The organism is Microbacterium neungamense (genome assembly GCF_024971095.1).
Classification (GTDB): domain Bacteria; phylum Actinomycetota; class Actinomycetes; order Actinomycetales; family Microbacteriaceae; genus Microbacterium; species Microbacterium neungamense.
Genome location: NZ_CP069717.1, coordinates 710,476 through 729,066, shown reverse-complemented (window position 1 = coordinate 729,066; position 18,591 = coordinate 710,476). Strand labels below are relative to the sequence as shown.

Annotated in this window: 20 protein-coding genes and 2 pseudogenes; 12 read left to right on the top strand and 10 right to left on the bottom strand. The window is 72.2% G+C overall.

The features are described 5' to 3' along the window. Positions 1 to 84: 84 nt before the first annotated feature. The 6 genes from nadA to JSY13_RS03420 all read left to right on the top strand — a co-directional run bounded on the left by nadA (position 85) and on the right by JSY13_RS03420 (position 6,611). Positions 85 to 1,389, top strand: a complete 1,305-nt coding sequence (nadA, locus tag JSY13_RS03445) for a quinolinate synthase NadA (RefSeq protein WP_259607648.1) — start codon at positions 85 to 87, stop codon at positions 1,387 to 1,389. Then, a complete protein-coding gene (nadB, locus tag JSY13_RS03440) occupies positions 1,386 to 2,897 on the top strand; it encodes an L-aspartate oxidase (RefSeq protein ID WP_259607647.1) in 1,512 nt (503 codons plus the stop codon). The genes nadA and nadB overlap by 4 nt, the downstream gene beginning before the upstream one ends. Continuing rightward, positions 2,894 to 3,769, top strand: a complete 876-nt coding sequence (gene nadC, locus JSY13_RS03435; RefSeq protein WP_259607646.1) for a carboxylating nicotinate-nucleotide diphosphorylase — start codon at positions 2,894 to 2,896, stop codon at positions 3,767 to 3,769. The genes nadB and nadC overlap by 4 nt, the downstream gene beginning before the upstream one ends. Continuing rightward, positions 3,769 to 4,947: a cysteine desulfurase family protein gene (locus JSY13_RS03430; protein WP_259607645.1), complete on the top strand. Its 1,179-nt coding sequence runs from the start codon at positions 3,769 to 3,771 to the stop codon at positions 4,945 to 4,947. Before nadC ends, JSY13_RS03430 begins: the two co-directional genes overlap by 1 nt. A gap of 99 nt (positions 4,948 to 5,046) precedes the next feature. Further along, a complete protein-coding gene (locus JSY13_RS03425; RefSeq protein ID WP_349773870.1) occupies positions 5,047 to 5,985 on the top strand; it encodes a glycosyltransferase family 2 protein in 939 nt (312 codons plus the stop codon). A 2-nt stretch (positions 5,986 to 5,987) separates the two neighbouring features. Further along, positions 5,988 to 6,611, top strand: a complete 624-nt coding sequence (locus JSY13_RS03420; protein WP_259607644.1) for an SDR family NAD(P)-dependent oxidoreductase — start codon at positions 5,988 to 5,990, stop codon at positions 6,609 to 6,611. Positions 6,612 to 6,622: 11 nt separating this feature from the next. Here the strand turns inward: JSY13_RS03420 and JSY13_RS03415 are convergent, their stop codons facing one another. Continuing rightward, positions 6,623 to 8,503 carry an ABC transporter ATP-binding protein gene (locus JSY13_RS03415; RefSeq protein ID WP_259608255.1) on the bottom strand — a complete coding sequence of 627 codons (1,881 nt, stop codon included), beginning with the start codon at positions 8,501 to 8,503 and terminating at the stop codon, positions 6,623 to 6,625. 147 nt (positions 8,504 to 8,650) lie between these two features. Between JSY13_RS03415 and JSY13_RS03410 the strand changes: the two genes are divergently transcribed. The 4 genes from JSY13_RS03410 to JSY13_RS03395 all read left to right on the top strand — a co-directional run bounded on the left by JSY13_RS03410 (position 8,651) and on the right by JSY13_RS03395 (position 11,964). Continuing rightward, on the top strand, positions 8,651 to 10,129 hold the full coding sequence (locus JSY13_RS03410) for a DHA2 family efflux MFS transporter permease subunit (RefSeq protein WP_259607643.1): 1,479 nt from the start codon (positions 8,651 to 8,653) through the stop codon (positions 10,127 to 10,129). Between the two features lie 320 nt (positions 10,130 to 10,449). Continuing rightward, entirely contained in the window at positions 10,450 to 11,028 is a 579-nt protein-coding gene (locus tag JSY13_RS03405) for a carboxymuconolactone decarboxylase family protein (protein WP_259607642.1), read from the top strand. Continuing rightward, complete coding sequence (locus tag JSY13_RS03400) at positions 11,025 to 11,513, top strand: DUF6328 family protein (RefSeq protein ID WP_259607641.1); 489 nt, start codon at positions 11,025 to 11,027, stop codon at positions 11,511 to 11,513. Before JSY13_RS03405 ends, JSY13_RS03400 begins: the two co-directional genes overlap by 4 nt. Before the next feature lie 151 nt (positions 11,514 to 11,664). Beyond that, complete coding sequence (locus JSY13_RS03395; RefSeq protein WP_259607640.1) at positions 11,665 to 11,964, top strand: Fe-S cluster assembly protein HesB; 300 nt, start codon at positions 11,665 to 11,667, stop codon at positions 11,962 to 11,964. Between the two features lie 128 nt (positions 11,965 to 12,092). Here JSY13_RS03395 and JSY13_RS03390 read toward each other — a convergent pair whose 3' ends face one another. Then, entirely contained in the window at positions 12,093 to 12,638 is a 546-nt protein-coding gene (locus JSY13_RS03390; RefSeq protein ID WP_259607639.1) for a Dps family protein, read from the bottom strand. Between the two features lie 144 nt (positions 12,639 to 12,782). On the opposite strand from JSY13_RS03390, the gene JSY13_RS03385 reads away from it, so the two are divergent. Next, a complete protein-coding gene (locus JSY13_RS03385) occupies positions 12,783 to 13,265 on the top strand; it encodes a GNAT family N-acetyltransferase (RefSeq protein WP_259607638.1) in 483 nt (160 codons plus the stop codon). 21 nt (positions 13,266 to 13,286) lie between these two features. On the opposite strand, the gene JSY13_RS03380 is transcribed toward JSY13_RS03385, so the two are convergent. Beyond that, positions 13,287 to 13,811 (bottom strand): COG4315 family predicted lipoprotein, encoded by a 525-nt coding sequence (locus JSY13_RS03380; protein WP_259607637.1) that lies wholly within the window; start codon positions 13,809 to 13,811, stop codon positions 13,287 to 13,289. 15 nt (positions 13,812 to 13,826) lie between these two features. Here JSY13_RS03380 and JSY13_RS03375 point away from each other — a divergent pair, with 15 nt between their 5' ends. Next, the gene (locus JSY13_RS03375) at positions 13,827 to 14,264 is read left to right on the top strand and encodes a CHRD domain-containing protein (RefSeq protein ID WP_259607636.1); all 438 of its coding nucleotides are present in this window, start codon (positions 13,827 to 13,829) and stop codon (positions 14,262 to 14,264) included. A 25-nt stretch (positions 14,265 to 14,289) separates the two neighbouring features. On the opposite strand, the gene JSY13_RS03370 is transcribed toward JSY13_RS03375, so the two are convergent. From JSY13_RS03370 to JSY13_RS03340, 7 genes and pseudogenes are all read right to left on the bottom strand, one after another. Continuing rightward, the gene (locus tag JSY13_RS03370) at positions 14,290 to 15,897 is read right to left on the bottom strand and encodes a cation:proton antiporter family protein (RefSeq protein ID WP_259607635.1); all 1,608 of its coding nucleotides are present in this window, start codon (positions 15,895 to 15,897) and stop codon (positions 14,290 to 14,292) included. A gap of 83 nt (positions 15,898 to 15,980) precedes the next feature. After that, positions 15,981 to 16,151: a hypothetical protein gene (locus tag JSY13_RS03365; RefSeq protein WP_259607634.1), complete on the bottom strand. Its 171-nt coding sequence runs from the start codon at positions 16,149 to 16,151 to the stop codon at positions 15,981 to 15,983. Between the two features lie 76 nt (positions 16,152 to 16,227). Further along, positions 16,228 to 16,794: an alpha/beta fold hydrolase gene (locus JSY13_RS03360; protein WP_259607633.1), complete on the bottom strand. Its 567-nt coding sequence runs from the start codon at positions 16,792 to 16,794 to the stop codon at positions 16,228 to 16,230. Positions 16,795 to 17,035: 241 nt separating this feature from the next. Beyond that, positions 17,036 to 17,545, bottom strand: coding sequence for a zinc finger domain-containing protein (locus JSY13_RS03355; RefSeq protein ID WP_259607632.1), 510 nt, complete (start codon positions 17,543 to 17,545; stop codon positions 17,036 to 17,038). Positions 17,546 to 17,627: 82 nt separating this feature from the next. Beyond that, positions 17,628 to 17,879: pseudogene (locus JSY13_RS03350) on the bottom strand (DNA-formamidopyrimidine glycosylase family protein); the annotation flags it as partial. A 116-nt stretch (positions 17,880 to 17,995) separates the two neighbouring features. Next, complete coding sequence (locus JSY13_RS03345; RefSeq protein ID WP_259607631.1) at positions 17,996 to 18,361, bottom strand: hypothetical protein; 366 nt, start codon at positions 18,359 to 18,361, stop codon at positions 17,996 to 17,998. 102 nt (positions 18,362 to 18,463) lie between these two features. After that, positions 18,464 to 18,589: pseudogene (locus tag JSY13_RS03340) on the bottom strand (HigA family addiction module antitoxin); the annotation flags it as partial. Positions 18,590 to 18,591: the final 2 nt, after the last annotated feature.

Genomic DNA, 18,591 nt, shown 5'->3' with positions numbered 1-18,591 from the left:
ACACCTGATTGCACTTCTGGTCAGTTCGACATAATCTGGTCTCGAGCACAGTAAGTGTCACCCCGACCAAAAGGGCGGTGCCCGATGCCCACCTCCTCGCTTCCGCTGACCGATCCCTCGGTCGACCACGCCATCCGCGCGATCGTGTCGGGCGCCTCGACCGAGGCGACCTGCTCGACCGACCTCGCCGCCGGCCCGTGGGACTTCGACACCCGCCCCGGGTACGGTCCCGGTTCGTCCATGGGCGACGTGATCCCGGTCGGCGCGCCACGGCAGGGCGAGCTCCCCGCCGCGTACCGCGAGGCCGGCGAGGACGAGCTGGACGCCCGCATCCGCGCCGCCCGCGCGACCCTCGGCGAGCGCGTCGTCGTGCTCGGGCACTTCTACCAGCGCGAGGAGGTCGTGCGGCACGCCGACTACGTGGGCGACTCGTTCCAGCTCGCGAACGCCGCGCTGGAGCATCCGGATGCCGAGGCGATCGTGTTCTGCGGCGTGCACTTCATGGCCGAGACGGCGGACCTGCTCTCCCGCCCGGAGCAGGCGGTGATCCTGCCGAACCTGGCGGCCGGGTGCTCGATGGCGGACATGGCGGACATCGACCAGGTCGAGGACTGCTGGGAGCAGCTGGCGGAGGTGCTCGGTCCCCTCGACGAGCCGGACGCCGACGGGCTCGTGCCCGTGGTGCCGGTGACGTACATGAACTCCTCCGCGGCGATCAAGGGCTTCGTCGGCCGCCACGGCGGCATCGTGTGCACGTCGTCGAACGCGGCGACCGTGCTGGAATGGGCGTTCACCCGCGGGCGCCGGGTGCTCTTCTTCCCCGACCAGCACCTGGGACGCAACACGGCCAAGGCCATGGGCGTGCCGCTGGAGCGGATGCCGATGTGGAACCCGCGCCGGCCGCTCGGCGGCGCCACCGAGGACGAGCTGCGCGAGGGCCGCGTGATCCTGTGGCACGGCTTCTGCTCGGTGCACCGCCGGTTCACGGTCGACCAGATCGCGAAGGCGCGCGCCGAGCATCCGGACGTGCGGGTCATCGTGCACCCCGAGTGCCCGATGGAGGTCGTCGACGCCGCCGACGAGGCCGGCTCCACCGACTACATCCGTCGCGCCATCGCCGCCGCGGAGGAGCCGACCGTGTTCGCGATCGGCACCGAGATCAACCTCGTCCGCAGGCTCGCGGCGCAGCATCCGCAGCACGAGATCTTCTGCCTCGACCCCGTGGTCTGCCCGTGCTCGACGATGTACCGCATCCACCCCGGCTACCTGGCCTGGGTGCTCGAGGAGCTCGTCGCCGGGCGCACCCCGAACCGCATCCGCGTGGCCGAGGAGGTCGCGCAGCCCGCCCGGGTCGCGCTCGAGCGGATGCTGGCGGCGAGACCGCGATGAGGGTCCTGGTCGCCGGCGGCGGGATCGCCGGGCTGAGCACCGCGCTCCTCGCAGCGGCCCGCGGCCACGAGGTGGAGCTGCTGGTGAAGGGAGCGCTCGGCGACGGGTGCACCCCGCACGCGCAAGGCGGCATCGCCGGTGTGTACGGCCCCGGGGACTCCCCCGCCCTGCACGCCCTGGACACCGCGCACGCCGGTGACGGCCTGGGCGACCCGGTCGCCATCGCCGCGCTCGTGGACGGCGCCTCGGCGGCGGTGCGGAGGCTGGCCGCCGCCGGCGTGGTCTTCGACCGCGCGGCCGACGGTGCCCTCGCGCGAGGGCTGGAGGCCGCGCACAGTCGGCCCCGGATCGCGCATGCCGGCGGGGACGCGACCGGCCGCGCGGTGTCGGCCGCGCTGACCGCGCGCGTGCGGGAGGCGCGGGTCCGCGTGCGCGAGCACGCCCCCGCCGCAGACCTGCTCGCAGGCGACGGCCGCGTGCACGGCATCCGTCTCCTCGGCGGCGGGATCGGACGCGGTGAGGAGATCGAGGCGGATGCCGTGGTGCTGGCCACCGGCGGCGCCGGGCAGCTGTTCGCGCACACCACGAACCCGGCCGGGACGACCGGCGACGGGATCGCGATGGCGCTGCGGGCCGGGGCGGCGGTGGCCGACCTGGAGTTCGTGCAGTTCCACCCCACGGTGCTGGATGGCGGGACCGGGTTCCTGGTGTCGGAGGCGGTCCGCGGGGCCGGCGCGACGCTGGTCGACGAAGACGGCCGGCGCTTCCTGCTCGAGGAGCATCCGGATGCCGAGCTCGCGCCGCGCGACGTCGTCGCGCGCGCGGTCGCCCGGCGCGCCGCCGCGCAGGGAGCACCGGTGCGACTGGACGCGACCGGCCTCGGGGCCGCCGAGCTCGCCCGCCGCTTCCCGACGATCGACCGGGAGATCCGCTCACGCGGCTGGGACTGGTCGCGCGAACCGGTGCCGGTCACCCCGGCCGCGCACTACCTGATGGGCGGTGTGGTGACCGACGTCGACGGCCGCACGTCGCTGCCCGGGCTGTGGGCGGTCGGCGAGACCGCGCGCACCGGCGTGCACGGGGCGAACCGGCTGGCATCGAACTCCCTCCTCGAGGGCGCCGTGTTCGCCGCCCGTCTCGTGCAGGCCCTCACGTCCTCCTCGGTCGTCGGGAGAGCGCAGCGAGACGAAACGCCCCACGTTATCGGGCGACCGCCCTCCCCGGTCGTCGGGCGAGCGCAGCGAGACGAAACGCCCCACCGGCTCGCCCGCGACCAGCTCCAGCACCTCCTGTGGACGCGGGTCGGCCTCCTTCGCACGCCCGAGGGCCTGGCATCCGCCGTCCGCGACCTCGACGCCTGGCGCGCCCCCGACATCCGCACCGTGCACGACCTCGAGGACGCCAACCTGCTCACGGTCGCCCGCGCCATGGCATCCGCGGCCCTCGCCCGCACGGAATCCGCCGGCGCACACCACCTCGACGCCCCCGCCCTGATCGGAGCCCGATGATCACCGCCGCCGCCCTCGACCGGGTCGTCCGCGCCGCCCTCGAGGAGGATGCCCCGTGGGGCGACATCACCAGCACCGCCCTGCTGCCGGCGGAAGCCGTGGCGACCGCCGACCTCGTCGCCCGTGAGTCCGGCACGTTCAGCGGCGGGGACGTGTTCGCGGCGGCGTTCGCTCTCACCGACCCGGGCGTCGAGGTCGATCTGCACGTCGGCGACGGCGACCGCTTCGAGTCCGGCGACGTGCTCGCCAGCGTCCGCGGGAACGCCCGCAGCGTCCTCACCGCCGAGCGCGTGGCCCTGAACTTCGTGCAGCGGATGGCCGGCATCGCCACGCTCACCGCCGCCTATGTCGAGGCCGTGGCCGGCACCGGCGTGCGGATCGCCGACACGCGCAAGACCACGCCCGGGCTTCGCGAGTTCGAGCGTCACGCCGTCGTGTCCGGCGGCGGCAGCAATCACCGCCGTTCGCTGTCGGATGCCGTGATGGCGAAGGACAATCACCTCGCCGTGCTGCGCCAGAGTGGGAGGGACGTCGCCGCGGCGCTGCGCGAGGGGATCCAGCGGCTGCCGCACACGACGCATGTCGTGGTCGAGGTGGACCGGCTGGAGCAGATCCCGGAGGTGCTGGACGGCGGGGCCGACACGGTGCTGCTGGACAACTTCACGCTCGACGACCTCCGGGCGGCCGTCGCACTGATCGGCGACCGCGCCACCGCCGAGGCATCCGGCGGAGTGACCCTGGACACCGTCCGGGCGATCGCGGAGACCGGCGTGCAGGTCATCTCCGTCGGCGCGCTCACGCATTCCGCCCGGGCGCTCGACCTCGGCCTGGACGTGCGCCTCGACGTGGGCCTCACCGAGCGGGACGGCTGATGCTGTACCTCGACCACGCCGCCACCTCGCCGGTGCGTCCGGAGGTGCTCGAGGCGATGCGACCGTACCTCACCGACGTCTTCGGCAACCCGTCCAGCCACCACGGCGCCGGGCATGCGGCGGCGGAGGCGCTCGAGCAGGCGCGGTCGCGTGTGGCGGCGGCGCTGGGGATGCGCGGCGGGGACGTCGTGTTCACCTCGGGCGGCACCGAGGCGAACAACCTCGCGGTGAAGGGCATCGTGCTGGGCGGCTCGCGCCGGCACCTGGTGACCACGGCGATCGAGCACGAGTCGATCCTGGCGTCGGCCGATCACCTGCGGCGCTTCCACGACGCCGAGGTGACTGTGCTGCCCGTCGACGGATGCGGACGGGTGGACCCGCGCGACCTGGCCGCAGCGGTCCGCGAGGACACCGCCCTGGTCAGCATCGGGCACGCGAACAACGAAGTGGGGACGGTGCAGGATGCCGCCGCGCTCGTCGCCGTGGCCCGGGAACGCGGTGTGCCGTTCCACCTCGACGCGGTGCAGTCCGCCGGATGGCTGCCGCTGGCCGGGCTCGGGGCGGATGCGGTGTCGATCGCCGGTCACAAGCTCGGCGCACCCAAGGGCACCGGCGCGCTGGCGGTGCGATCGCGGATCCCGGTCGAGCCGGTGCTGCACGGCGGCGGGCAGGAGCGCGGACGCCGCAGCGGCACCGAGAACGTCGCCGGGGCGGTCGCCCTCGCCACCGCCCTCGATCTCGCCGAGGCCGAGCGCGCCGAGGCGGCCGCCCGCGTCGGCGCCGCCACACGGACCTTCATCACGGGCGTGCTCGCACAGGCTCCCGGCGCGGCGCTGACCGGCGCTCCGCCGGACTCGGACACGGCGGATGCCGGTGCCGCCGGCGCACCGGGACGGCTGCCGAGCGTGGCGAGCTTCACGTTCGCCGGCACCAGCGGCGAGGCGGTGCTGCTCGAGCTGGAACGGCGCGGGGTGCTCTCCTCCAGCGGCTCGGCGTGCGCCGCCGGCAGCGACGAACCGTCACCGGTGCTGCTGGCCCTCGGCATCCGTCCGGAGGTCGCGCAGACCGCGGTCCGCTTCACCTTCGGCCGCGCTCCCCTGCCCCCGGACGCCCCGGAGCGCCTCGCACGCCTCGTCGCCGAGGCCGTCACCGCCGTCGGAGCGTTCTCCGGTCGTTGAGCAACCGAAGCGAGACGAAACGCCCCGTTCCGCGGTCCTCGCTCAACGACCGGGAGGGTGCGCGCATCGGGGACCGGGCGGCGGCCGTAGACTCGGCGGGTGACCCCCCTCGTGACGATGATCGTGCCCGGGCGCGACATCGCCGCCTACGCCCCCGCCGCGATCGCCTCCCTGCAGGCGCAGACCGAGTCCCGCTGGCGGGCCGTGCTCATCGACGACGGCTCGGCCGACGACACCCGCACGATCTTCGCCGCAGCCGCGGACGCCGATCCCCGGTTCATGCTGCTGCGGCACCAGGAGGCGCGCGGCCTGGGCGGCGCCCGCAACGCCGGGCTCGAGCTCGTGGACACCCCGTACTTGGGGTTCCTCGACGCGGACGACGAGCTCGCACCCGACGCGATCGCCCGCTGGCTCGCCGCCCTCACCGAGTCCGGCAGCGACTTCGTCGCCGGCGCGTACGTGCGCAGCCGGCGGATCGACGGCGAGTACCGGCCGGGACAGGTCCAGCCGTGGGTCGCGGCGGCCACCTCGCCCCGGCGGCTGGGCACGACGCTCGCGGAGCATCCGGACGCCTCGGCGAACATCGTCGCCTGGTCCAAGCTGAGCCGGACGGAGTTCTGGGACGACCTGCGCTTCCCCGAGGGGGTCGCCTACGAGGACCAGATCGTCGCGCAGCTGATGTACACCCGCGCGGCGGCCTTCGACGTCATCCCGGAGGTGGTGGTGTCGTGGCGGGTGCGCGCCGACGGCACCTCGATCACGCAGGGCAAGGACACGCTGCCCGTGCTGCGCGACTATCTCGCCGCGCTCCGCGGCGGCATCGAGGTGCTCGGGCGCGCCGGGCATCCGGCCGCGGTGCTCGCCCGGCTCAACCTCATCCTCGCGATGGACGTGCCGCCGCTGCAGCGCATCGCGCAGGCGCATCCGGATCCCGCGTACCGGGCGGAACTGGACGCCTTCCTGGCCGGGCTGCGCGCGCTCCCCGAGTTCGCCGACACGGCCCCCGACCCCGCTCTCGCCGACGCCCTGGCCTGGTGACCATGACCTACCTCGACGACCTGTTCTCCCTCACCGGCCGCACCGCCGTCGTCACCGGCGATCTCGGCTCGCGGGACGGCGTCCGTGCCGTGGCGGATGCCGTCACCGCACCGTTCGGGGAGCCGGACATCCTGGTGCACTCGGCGGGAATCAACATCCGGCCGCCCTACCCGGACATCACCGAGGCGGACTGGGACGCCACCATGATGGTGAACGCTTTCGCGCCGTTCCTGCTCGGTCAGCGCTTCGCGCCACGGATGGCCGAGCGGGGGTACGGCCGGCTCATCCACATCAGCTCGCAGCAGGCGCACCGCGCGTTCGTCGGCAGCGGCGTGTACGGGATGTCGAAGGGCGCGGTCGAATCCCTGGTCCGGTCCGAGGCGGAGGCCTGGGGCGGGACCGGCGTCACCAGCAACGCGCTGGTCCCCGGGTTCGGGCTCACCCCGCTGAACGCACGCCTGCCGCAGGAGCCGGGACGGGTCGAGGCGCTCGCGGCCCGCACGATTATCGGGCGCAACGGGGAGCCCGAGGATTTCGCCGGCGCCGCGGTCTTCCTGGCGAGCCCGTCCTCCGGGTACGTCACCGGGCAGTCCCTGTTCGTCGACGGCGGGATGTCCGTGCACTGACGGGCGCCGGCTCAGCGGCCGTCGCCGTCGAGCACCCGTGTGGCGGCCATCTGCTCCGCGGCGAGCGCCGCGTACAGCCCGCCCGCGGCGAGCAGCTCGGCGTGGGTGCCGGATTCGACGATCCGCCCGGAATCCACCACGTGGATGACGTCCGCTCCGATCACGGTCGACAGCCGGTGCGCGATGGTCAGGGTCGTGCGTCCCTTCGCCGCCTCGTCGAGGGCATCCTGCACCAGCCGCTCCGACACCGTATCGAGCGCGGAGGTGGCCTCGTCCAGCAGCAGCACGGGCGGGTCCTTCAGCAGCACCCGGGCGATCGCGATGCGCTGCTTCTCGCCTCCGGAGAGCCGGTAGCCGCGCTCCCCGACGACCGTGTCGTAGCCGTCATCGAACCCTGCGATGACGTGGTGGATGTTCGCGGCCCGGCAGGCGGCCTCCAGCTCGGCATCCGTGGCGTCCGGCTTCGCATACCGCAGGTTCTCGCGGATCGTGGCGTGGAACAGATACGTCTCCTGCGAGACGATCCCGATGTCGTCGATGATCGACTCCTGCCGCAGCGTCCGCACGTCGGCGCCGGCGAACAGCACCCGCCCCGCCGTGGCCTCGTACAGCCGCGGCGCGAGGTACAGGATCGTCGTCTTCCCGGCGCCGGACGGCCCGACGAACGCGACATGGCTGCCGGGCTCGGCCACGAAGGAGACGCCGTCCAGCGTCGGGCGGCTGTCCGCGGCGGCATCCGGGTAACGGAAGACGACGTCCTCGAACGCGATGCGGCCGCGCGGGCCGGGGGCGTCGGCGACGTCGATCGCGTCCGGGGCGTCCTGGATCTGCGGTACGAGATCGAGGTACTCGAAGATGCGGGCGAACAGGGCCCGGGAGGTCTGCAGGTCCAGCGCCACCCGCATCAGCCCCATCAGCGGCATCAGCAGGCGGGCTTGGACCGTGGTGAACGCGACGATCGCCCCGGCGGTGATCTCCCCGGTGCCGCCCACGATGAACAGGCCCGCGACGAGGTAGATCACGGCGGGGATGCTCGACATGATCACCTGCACGACGGCGAAGAACCCCTGGCCGCTCATCGCCCGCCGCACCTGCAGGCGCACCTGGTTGCGGTTCTCCTGCTGGTAGCGGGCCGACTCGGTGCGCTGACGGTTGAACGCCTTGGACAGCAGGATGCCGGAAACGCTCAGCGTCTCCTGGGTGATGCTGGTCAGCTCCGACAGCGACTCCTGCGTCTCCCCGGCGATCCGGGCCCGCACCTGGCCGACGCGGCGCTGCACGAGCACGAGGATCGGCATCACCACGACCGCGATCAGGGTGAGGCGCAGGTCGATGAGGATCATCGCGACCAGCGACGCGACGACGGTGACGGTGTTGCCGAGGATGCTGGTGACGGTGTTCGTCAGCACACCGGAGACGCCGCCGACGTCGTTCTGCAGCCGGGACTGGATCACGCCGGTCTTGGTGCGGGTGAAGAAGCCGAGCTCCATCGACTGCAGATGCTCGAACAGCTTCACCCGCAGGTCGCCGGTGACCTCGTTGCCGACCGTGGAGGTGAGCCACGTCTGGGCCACGCCGAAGGCGGCGGAGAGCAGGAACAATCCGATCATGCCGGCGACGAGCGCCGTGAGCAGCCCGAGCGAGGGGGCCGAGCCGTCCACGGGGAACAGGGCGTGGTCGAAGATCCGCTGCACCAGCAGCGGCGGGATCACCGCCAGCCCCGCGCCGATCACGACCAGCAGCGCGGTGAGCGCCAGGCGGCCGCGGTAGGGGGCGAACAGCGCCGCCACCCGCCGGCCCAGACCGGGCACCTCGGGCGCCTGCGCGTTGAGCCGACGCTGCGCCTCCTCGTCCACGCCGCGGAACCCGACGCGACCGCTCATGCCGCCCATGTTCATGGCCTTCAGGCTACTGCGGCCGACGCGGGCGGGGCCGCGTGGGACCGAGTTCACGGGATCGGGAATACCGGTTCCACGCCGTCGGTTAGGGTGTGACGCTCCCCCGCGCATTCGCGCCGACCACCCCCTTTAAGGAAACCCATGTCTGCTGTCGACACTGGCTCGGTGCCCACTCGCGCATCCGCGGAACCTCTGATCCCTCGCAAGGACATGGCGGTCATCTGGGTGCTGCTGACGGCAGCCTTCGTGGCGATCCTGAACGAGACGACGATGGGCATGGCGATCCCGCACCTCATCCAGGATCTGCGCATCGACCCGCTCGCCGCGCAGTGGGTGACCAGCGCCTTCATGCTCACGATGGCCGTGGTCATCCCGACCACCGGCTTCCTGCTGCGTCGCTTCACGACGCGGCAGATGTTCCTCGGTGCGCTCGCGCTGTTCTCGGCCGGCACGATCCTGGCCGCGGTCGCCATCGGCTTCCCGATGCTGCTGCTGGGCCGCGTGGTGCAGGCGTCCGGCACGGCGATCATGATGCCGCTGCTGATGACCACGATGATGAACCTCGTGCCGCCGGCCGCCCGGGGGCGGATGATGGGGCGGGTCAGCATCGTCATCTCGCTGGCTCCCGCGATCGGCCCGACCCTGTCCGGGCTCCTGCTCGACCACTTCAGCTGGCGCGCGATCTTCGTCGTCGTGCTGCCGATCGCGCTCGCGGCGATGTTCGTGGGCTGGCGCTGGCTGACGAACGTCGGCGAGCGCACGCACGCGCCGATCGACGTGCCCTCGATCATCCTGTCGGCGTTCGGCTTCGGCGGCCTGGTGTACGGCCTGAGCCAGATCGGCTCGCTCGCCGAGGCGGGCGGCTCCTGGGTGCCGCTGGCCATCGCGCTCGTCGTGGGGGTCGTCGGGCTGCTGGTCTTCCTGCTCCGCCAGGTCCGGCTGCAGCGCGAGGACGACGCGCTGCTCGACCTGCGCGTGTTCGCCTCGACCGGGTTCTCACTGTCCATGGCGCAGATGTTCCTGCTGTCCCTGGCGTTCTTCGGCACCATCACCGTCGTCCCGCTGTACCTGCAGGACGCGCTGCAGCTGGACACGACGACCGCGGGCCTCACCGTCCTCCCTGGTGCCCTCGCGATGGGTCTGCTCGGTCCGGTGATCGGGCGGATCTATGACGCGCACGGCACCCGCATCCTGCTCATCCCCGGCTCGATCCTCGCGGCCACGATGCTGTGGTTCTACACCACGCTCAGCGTGGGCACGAGCGTGTGGGTGGTGCTGGTGGCGCAGACGCTGCTGTCGGTCGGGCTGGCGCTGTCGTTCACCCCGCTGTTCACCGCATCGCTGGCGTCGCTGAGCCCGAGGTTCTACTCGTACGGCAGCGCCGTGATCGGCACGATCCAGCAGGTCGCCGGCGCGGCGGGCATCGCGGTGATGATGGCGGTGTTCACCGTGATCGTGAACGCCGGCGGCGGCACGGGCGTGGCGGCCGCGGTCGCCTCCGGTTCGCGGGTCGCCTTCCTGATCGGCGCGGTGATCTCCACCGTGACGATCGTCGGAGCGTTCCTCATCCGCAAGCCCGAGGACCAGGACGCCGAGGCGCCCGCCCACGCCGGTCACTGATCGCAGCAGAAGGCCGGGGCAGCGAGGGTCCCGGCCTTCTGCGTCGGCGCCCTGGGCGCCCTCTGCGTCGGAACGCTCGGCGGCCGCCGGGCTCAGTCGTCCGCCGCGTCCGGCAGCAGGCACACCCCGTCGGCGCACAGGCCGGCGTCCGCGCCGGCGGAGGACGACAGCCCGGGGACGAGCGGGGTCAGGAGTTCGGGTGTCTCGGCCATACTCCGATCGTACGGGCCCAGACGAGCAGCGGCTCCGGGCCCTAGCGAGCACCGGCTCCGGCGCGCAAGCCCTACCCTTTGCCGGCCCGGCCGGAGTACCGTCCCGACATGATCATCGCTCCTCCCCCGGTCGAGACCGCGACCGGTGACGTCGCCCGCATGTACGCCGAGGACAGGGAGGCCGACGGCGTCGTGTACGGGCACACCCGCGCCATGGCCGTGAACCCCGAGGCGTACAGCGCGTTCGAGGCGCTGATCCGGGCCGTCGTGCCCTCCATCGGCGTACGCGTGTACGAGGCGGCCACGCTCGGGGCGGCGCGCGCCATCGGGTCCTCGCACTGCCTGCTCGCCCACGCCCGCAAGTCGCTGCGGGCCGGTGTCGCCGACGAAGCCGGGCTGCGCGGGTTCGCCGAAGGCGACGACAGCGCGTTCACGCCGGCCGAGCAGGCCGTGATCCGGTACGCCGCCCGGCTCTCCGGCGACCCGGCGACGATGACGGATGCCGACACCGAGGAGCTGCGCGCGCACGGCTTCGACGATCGGCAGATCGTCGACATCACCCTCGCGGCCGCCGCGCGCAACTACTTCAGCCGCGCCCTGCTGGCCCTCACCGTGCCGACGGACGACGTGCCCGGTCTCGATCCCGCGCTGGCATCCGCTCTCCAGGCCGCGGCGGTGCGCCGATGACGGCGGATGCCATGCCCGACGGCCGCGACGAGACGCCAGACGAGCGCGCCGACCGCAACTGGGAGGAGCTGATGCAGGAGCTGCGGGTGATGCAGACCGGCACGCAGATCCTCACCGGCTTCCTCCTCGCGGTCGCTTTCCAGCCGCGCTTCGCGGAGCTCGACGACGTGCAGCGCAGCCTGTACGTGGTGCTGGTGCTGCTCGCCGCCGCCGCCACCGCTCTCGCCCTCGCCCCCGTGGGGCTGCACCGGATGCTGTTCGCCCAGCGCCGCAAGCCGGAGCTGGTGCGGATGACCAGCCGGCTGCTCAAGGCGAACCTCATCGTCGTCGGCGCCGTGACGGTCGGCGTGACCGCCCTCATCCTGGACGTGACGATCGATCGCACCTCGGCGCTGATCGCGGCCGGGATCGGGGTGGTCGTCGTGTTCGCGCTGTGGGCGGGCCTTCCGCTGATGATGCGCAGCCGCGAGCGCGACCGCCGGTAGGCGCCGGACGGCCGGGCTGGGAGGTCCGCATGCGGCAGGTGTGAAAGGCCTGCGAGTGGGTGCGCTCGGGTTGAGGTCGGCGCCCAGGTGCGGAATCGTGGCCCGGACACCGCGTCGTACGGTGCGGTGCCCCGACCCGGAAGGAGAGCGCATGCTCACCCTGACCGACAACGCCAGCACGATCGCGACGAGCATCGTCGCGCAGCAGAGCGCCGACCCGTCCGCGGGCCTGCTCATCCACACGTCCGGCACCGGCCCGGCTGACGAGGCGCGCTTCGCGCTGACCGTTGCTCCCGCGCCCGAGCCGGGCGACGACATCGTGGAGGGCGAGGGCGGCGCCCGCGTCTTCCTCGAGCACGAGGCCTCGGAGGCGCTCGCGGACAAGACGCTGGACGCCGGGGTCGACGAGCAGGGGGCGGTGTCGTTCACGCTCCTGCCGCAGCCGGTCTGATCCCCCACCGGCACGCCGAGAGCCGCCGCACCCCCTGAGCGGGTTGCGGCGGCTCTTCGCGTACCCGGGACTCATCACCTACCGGGTCGTCCTGCGGCGGCGTTCGGTCGTGCCGCGTCCCGGCCAGGTCAGCGGCCGGCGGGAGTGCGGTTCTCCGCGCTCACCATCCAGGCGAACTGCTCCAGCTTCTCGATGATCGCGTGCAGGATGTCGGCCGAGGTCGGATCCTCCTCGTCCACCTCATCGTGCACCCGGCGCACGGTGGCCACCGTCGCCTCCAGTCGCTCGGTCACGAGATCCACCGTCTCCTCCGTGGACACCTCGCCGGCCGGGAACGGCGGCAGCGTGGTCGACTGGGCGATCGTGTCGCTGCGGCCGTCCGGGACGGCGTGCAGCGCCCGCATCCGTTCCGCGACCGTGTCGCTGAAGCCGCGCGCGGCCGCGATGATCTCGTCGAGCTGGCGGTGCATGTCGCGGAAGTTGCGCCCCACCACGTTCCAGTGCGCCTGCTTGCCCTGCAGCGACAGCTCCAGCAGGTCGACGAGCGCCGCCTGCAGGTCGCCGGCCAGCTTCGCGGAGGCCGTGAAGCCCTTCTCCGCGTTCTGCCGTCGCGTCGTCTTCGCGCCCGAGGCGTCGTTCTTCGTAGTCGTCTTGGTGGTGCGCTTCTCAGCCATGGATGTTCACCTCATGTTCTCGATCGCCCGGTTCCGGACGCGCCGCGACGGTAGCATCCGTCTCGGGCCGGAGCCCAGGGGCTTGATTTCGGTCTCGCGCTCGGGCACGGTACGGGCGTCGGCGATCGCAGGAGGGAGCGACGGATGCACGAGGACGAGGACGCGCCGGATGTCGAACTGGCGCCGATCCGGCCGGAGGACGCCGGAGAGGTGCTCACCCTGCAGCGCGCGGCGTTCGTCTCCGAGGCGCAGATCTACGGCGGCGTCGACATGCCGCCGTTGACGCAGACGCTGGAGCAGGTGGAGGCCGAGCTGCGCGAGTGCATCGGCTGGACCGCCCGTGTCGGCGGGCGACTGGTCGGAGCGATCCGCGCGCGGGTCGACGGCGACCTCCTCCTCATCGGGCGCATCGCGATCGCCCCCGACATGCAGGGCGAGGGCATCGGGCGGATGCTGCTGGAGGTCGCCGAACGCGAGAGCCACGCCGCGGAGGCGGAGCTGTTCACGGGCAGCCTCAGCGAGGCGAATCTGCGGCTGTACCGGCGGTGCGGGTACCGCGAGACGGAGCGCGTGCCGCAGGGCGACGGGACCGAGCAGGTGTTCCTGCGCAAGAGGCTGCGCAGCTGACGCCCGGCCCCGGCGCCCAGCTCACTCGGCCATGCGCTCACCGGAGGGCGACAGCACCCACCAGACGTCGTTGACGCCCTGCCCCTTGACGTCCCCGGGGGCCGCGTCGCCGGCGAAGTAGTAGAGCGGCCAGCCGTTCAGGGTCAGCTGCATCTCGCCCTCGGGGCTCATGATGGTGCCGACCTCGCCGGTCACGCCGTCCACCTCGGGCGTCTCGCTGTCGACCGTCACGATCGGCCAGTTCTCCAGGCACTGGACGGTGCACGCGCTGCTGTCGGTGCCCTGCGTGTCGTTGTCGAACATGTACACGGTCATGCCCTCGCCGTCCACGACGATCTCGCCCAGTGACGAGTCCGCGGTCATCAGCGCGACCTCGCCGGACGCCTCTGCGGAGGGCGTCTCCGACGGCTCCTCCGAAGGAGAGACGCCGTAGCCGGGATCGGCCGGCTCCTCTCCCCCGCCCGGTGACGGGGACGAGCACCCGGCAACGCCGAGGGTGAGCACGAGGGCGGCGCCGAGAAGGACGCCGGTCGTCTTCGATCGCATGTCGAACCTCCTGTCGTGTCCGATCATGCGCCATGTCACCGGGCGGCCCTCGCCGCCGCGCTCGCGCTGCTCGCCGTCGGAGGCGCGTCCGCCGCGACCGCCGCGCCCGCCATCCCGCTGAACAACGGACAGGAGACGACGGATGCCAAGGGCGGCGCCCACGGCATGTTCAGCTACACGATCGACGGCGACCAGTTCTGCTACACCATCGAGGTGACCGGCCTGACCGTCCCGGCCGGCGCCGCGCACGTGCACAGCGCCCCGCGCGGAGAGGCCGGGCCGATCCGCATCCACCTCGACGTCCCGAACGAGACGTCCTTCGCGGTCGACGGATGCACGACCGTCACCGACCCGTCGATCCTCGCCGGCATCCAGGAGGACCCGGGCGACTGGTACGTCAACGTGCACACGCAGACCTACCCGGGCGGCGAGGTGCGCGGGCAGCTGAAGTAGCACACCACCGCCCCGACGCCGGGGATCAGCCGGCCGGACGGCCGGGGTCCCCGGCTTCGGGGCGGTCCTCGTCCTCGGCCATCGCGAGGCCGGCGAGCGTGTGGCCGGCGCCGGCGTAGATGTTGAGGACGCCGTCGACGCCGCTCGCGGCCAGGTGCTCGACCTGATCGGGATGCTGCGCCACCGCCACCACGCGCCCGTCGAAACCCGCCTCGTGCAGCCGTTCCAGCGCGAACGTGTTCGAGCCGTGGAACGGCATCGCCAGCACGACGGTCTTCACGAAGCCGCCGGACGCCAGGCGGCTCCAGAACTCCACGTCCGTGGCGTCCCCCTCCACCACGTTCAGGCCATCGGCCTCGAGCCGTGTGATCACGGCGTGGTCGTTGTCGACGCCGAGCACACGCAGGCCGCCCTCGTCCACGAGGCGCTCGTACGCGGCACGGCCCACGCGCCCCATGCCGAGCACGACGACGTCGGCGTCGCTGGTGTCGATCGGGCGATCGGCGGGCCGGAGCTTGGAGATCTCCTGGGCCGGCAGCCAGGTCAGAGCGGTGATCAGACGGAGGCCGTGCGCGTTGGCGATGGACGAGGCGACCATGCTCAGCGCGACGGCGATCGCGATCACGGTGAGCCAGCGCTCGGTGAGCAGCCCGGCGGCCACGCAGAACGCGGCCACGATGATCCCGAACTCGGAGAAGTTGCTCAGCGCGAGGCCGGTCCTGATCGCGGTGCGGTTGCGCAGCCCGAACAGCCGGCACAGCCAGACGAAGCCGATGAAGGTCAGCGGCAGCAGGATCACGCACAGCAGAAGGGCGAGGCCGAAATCCGCCCAGGTCGGGGCCGCTCCCATGCCGATCAGCAGGAAGAAACCGATCAGGAACAGCTCCTTCACGCTGAACAGCGCCTTGGACATCTCGATCGCGCGGGGGTGGGTCGCGAACAGCAGCCCCATCACCAGCGCACCGAGGTCGCCCTTGATGCCCACCGACTCGAAAGCCAGGTAGCCGGGCCCGAGCGCCATCACGACGCCGAAGAGCACCAGCAGCTCGCCGTGGCCGATCAGGCCGAGCACCTTCCGCAGCGCCCACGCGAGGGGCAGCACCAGAACCAGCGCGAACGCCCACGGGCTCGGCGGCTCGTCGGCGTTCACGGTGATGAAGGCCACCGCGGCAACGTCCTGCAGCACGAGGATGGCGATCGCCGTCTGCCCGTACAGGGATCCGTCGTCGGAGCGGTCCTCGAGCACCTTCACGCAGAGCACGGTCGACGAGAAGGACAGGGCGAAGCCGACCAGCGCGAGCGTACGCCAGCCGTCCACCGAGGTGAGGCCGATGACCGTGGCGAGCCCGACGGTGCCGGCGCCGACCAGCACGCTGAGGATCATGTGGATGGCCGTGGTGCCGTAGGCCTCGGGGCGCAGCAGCGCCCGGATGTCGAACTTCAGCCCGATCGTGAACAGCAGCAGCGTCACGCCGATCTGGGCGATCCGCTCGAGACCGGTGAACGGCTCGATGTGCATCGCGCCGAGCACGAAGCCGGCGGCGAGGAACCCGACCAGCGCCGGCACCCGCAGGAGGTGCGCGAGCGTGCCGAACGCGGCGGCGACGATCAGCGTCAGCGCAATCACGTCCACGGCACCCTCATCTCATCCCTGGTGCCGACTGTACCGATCCGGCGCGGTCCTGCTCCGCAGGATGACGACGAGATGACCGGGGCTCAGCCGGAATGACCGCTGTGATCGGCGACGTCGGGCTCGGCGCGGAGCACGTCGGCGATCTCCTCCTCCGGGCGCGGGGCGACGGTCTCGTCCTCTTCGAGCTCGGGGATCGTGGGCTCGTCCGGCGTGGGGACGTGATCGTGCACGGGATGCTCGAGGTGATCGGACACGGTGCTCCCTTCGTCGGCGACAGCCACAGCGTACGCCGGTCGAGGGTTCCGCGGCGATGCTCGCGCGCGGGACCGATCAGTCCCAGTCGAGGTACTCCTCGATGATGCCCGCGGTGTCGATGGGGTGCGTCATCGGGAACAGGTGGTCGCCCTCGACGGTCTTGATGCTGGCGCGCTCGGGGGCCGACGAGCGGAGACGCTCGGCGTTCTCGGCCGGCGTCGTGGTGTCGTCGGTGCCCTGGATGATGAGGACCGGGATGTGCGGGGGCAGCTCGATGTCGGCCCCCTCGACGCCGAGCAGCAGCAGCCCGTTCGCGCGGTCGGGGTGCGCGGCGACGAGGGCGCGCGCCACGGTCCCGCCGAACCCGTGGCCGCCGAACCAGGTGTCCTCGAGGCCGACGTGGTCGATGACCGCGAGGGCATCCGCCACCCGCTCCTCGAACGAGACGCCCGCCGCGTCGGCCCGGTGACCGATGCGCAGCACGTGGAACCCTGCCTCCTCGGCGAGGTAGTGCCCGACGACGCTGAGGACGTCGGCGGCCAGACCGTGCTCCTGGATCAGCACGAGCTTGACGGGGCCGTCGCCTTCGTCTACGAAGGGGATGGCGCGTCCGTCGGGCTCGAAGATCTGGGTGTCGGTCATGGGCGTGCGGCTCCTCGTCTCGGCGGGCAGGGGTCGGATTCCAGCGTATCCTGCCGGTCTGGACGCGTGACGGCGGCGGTGGACGTCGAACCCGGGCGGGGCTCACTCTCTGATGTCACCCCGGCCGCCCCAGGGCACCGACGTCGAGGCGGCCAGGAGCAGCGCATCGAGCGAACGCAGCGTTCGGGTGCGACCGGGCCCTGCGAGGCGCAGCAAGCGCCCCGCCACCGTCCCGGCTTCGTCAGCCGGGGACGGGCTCGGGCTGACAGTGCGGACAGAATTGTGCGGATGCCCCCGCGAAGGCGTGATCGACGATGATCGTGCCGCACACCGGGCACGCCTGGCCGCCGCGTCCGTGCACGACCATCGCATCGACCTTCGCCTGCTTGAGCCGCTCGGGCGGCAGCCCGCGGCGGTCCGCGACGGCGCCCCTCAGCACTTCGACCACGGCGTGGAACAGGCGCTCGCGAGCCGCGGCGTCGAGCGCCGCGGCGTGTACGGTGTGCGGCAGTCGTGCGCGGTGCAGGATCTCGTCGGAGTAGGCGTTGCCGATTCCGGCCAGCGAGGTCTGTTCCTGCAGCAGGGCCTTGATCTGCTTCCGCCGGGTGCCGAGCGCGCGCTCGAGATCCTCCCGGGAGAACTCCGGTGCGAGCGGGTCGGGCCCGAGACCTGCGATGGCGGCCAGGTGGGTGGGGGCGTCGACGACCGCCGCGCTGACGGCGAGGAAGTCTCCGGTGTCGACGATCTGCATCACCGCTCCATGAGCCGTCTCGATCACCGTCCAGCACGATCCGGGCGACCTCGGGCACGGGCGTCTCATCATCGGCCGGGTCTCCCCCGGGCAGCCATCGGATCCAGCCGTTGCGGCCGAACCCGATCATCAGCCAGCCGGCAGTCGTGTCGAACCCGACGTGTTTGCCGAAGCGCCGCACTCCGTCGATCTTCGCGCCGATGAGCGTGGCGGGCGGACGATCGCGCGTCTTCACGGTACGGAACTCCGCGATGTCCACGCCCGCGATGACACGGCCGTCGACCTGCTCGTCGAGGAACTCGACGAGCGCCTGCACCTCCGGCGACTCGGGCATGCGCCCATCCTCCCACCGGCCGGGGACATCGACCGTCCGACATCCGCACCGAGGTCGAGGAGGAACCGCCGGGCTGCGGACCCCGCGCCGCTCCGCGGCCCGTCCGCTGCTCCTCGTCAGACCGCGATGCCGACGTCGCGGTACATGCCGGCGAAGGACTCGAACTGTGCCTCCGTCAGCCGGTCGCGCTTCCAGATCGCCTGCGAGGCGACCGTGGCGTTCACGATCGCCGCATTCAGCGCACCACGTGGAGTCAAGGCGCGGAGCTCGTCGGCACGCGCGGCGAACGCATCACTGATCCGCTTGATCAGCGCGTCCAACTCCGAAGCGCTGAGCTTCGGCGCATCGGACGCCTTCCTCGCCCCCGACGCGGTCGCGACCGCGACGGCGTGCCGGACCTGCTGCAGCGACTCAGCCGGAAGGGCCGACACCTCGTCGATGAACGCGAGGACCTCATCGGGCACGAACGACATGCGGCTCACCTCTCGATTCGACCGCGCCTCCGGCATCCGACGATGCACGGAGGCCGCCGCGCCTCGCTCTTCGTGCACGAACCTTCCGGACGAGTCGGCGTTCAGGCCCGCTCACGCGACCTTCAGTGGCGTGATCTCGGCCACCGTGTCACGCAGAGCCCGCCGCTCAAGACGCAGCTCGTAGTTGGACTGCAGGTTCATCCAGAACTCCTCGGACGTACCGAATGGCGTCAATAACG

Excerpts from the sequence above, each read along its gene's own strand:
- nadA (WP_259607648.1), top strand. The coding sequence starts at position 85 with ATGCCCACCTCCTCGCTTCCGCTGACCGATCCCTCGGTCGACCACGCC.
- JSY13_RS03380 (WP_259607637.1), bottom strand. The coding sequence starts at position 13,811 with ATGCGATCGAAGACGACCGGCGTCCTTCTCGGCGCCGCCCTCGTGCTC.
- JSY13_RS03410 (WP_259607643.1), top strand. The coding sequence starts at position 8,651 with ATGTCTGCTGTCGACACTGGCTCGGTGCCCACTCGCGCATCCGCGGAA.
- JSY13_RS03390 (WP_259607639.1), bottom strand. The coding sequence starts at position 12,638 with ATGGCTGAGAAGCGCACCACCAAGACGACTACGAAGAACGACGCCTCG.
- JSY13_RS03420 (WP_259607644.1), top strand. The coding sequence starts at position 5,988 with ATGACCTACCTCGACGACCTGTTCTCCCTCACCGGCCGCACCGCCGTC.
- JSY13_RS03385 (WP_259607638.1), top strand. The coding sequence starts at position 12,783 with ATGCACGAGGACGAGGACGCGCCGGATGTCGAACTGGCGCCGATCCGG.
- nadB (WP_259607647.1), top strand. The coding sequence starts at position 1,386 with ATGAGGGTCCTGGTCGCCGGCGGCGGGATCGCCGGGCTGAGCACCGCG.
- JSY13_RS03400 (WP_259607641.1), top strand. The coding sequence starts at position 11,025 with ATGACGGCGGATGCCATGCCCGACGGCCGCGACGAGACGCCAGACGAG.
- JSY13_RS03405 (WP_259607642.1), top strand. The coding sequence starts at position 10,450 with ATGATCATCGCTCCTCCCCCGGTCGAGACCGCGACCGGTGACGTCGCC.
- JSY13_RS03395 (WP_259607640.1), top strand. The coding sequence starts at position 11,665 with ATGCTCACCCTGACCGACAACGCCAGCACGATCGCGACGAGCATCGTC.
- JSY13_RS03430 (WP_259607645.1), top strand. The coding sequence starts at position 3,769 with ATGCTGTACCTCGACCACGCCGCCACCTCGCCGGTGCGTCCGGAGGTG.
- JSY13_RS03355 (WP_259607632.1), bottom strand. The coding sequence starts at position 17,545 with ATGCAGATCGTCGACACCGGAGACTTCCTCGCCGTCAGCGCGGCGGTC.
- nadC (WP_259607646.1), top strand. The coding sequence starts at position 2,894 with ATGATCACCGCCGCCGCCCTCGACCGGGTCGTCCGCGCCGCCCTCGAG.
- JSY13_RS03415 (WP_259608255.1), bottom strand. The coding sequence starts at position 8,503 with ATGGGCGGCATGAGCGGTCGCGTCGGGTTCCGCGGCGTGGACGAGGAG.
- JSY13_RS03360 (WP_259607633.1), bottom strand. The coding sequence starts at position 16,794 with ATGACCGACACCCAGATCTTCGAGCCCGACGGACGCGCCATCCCCTTC.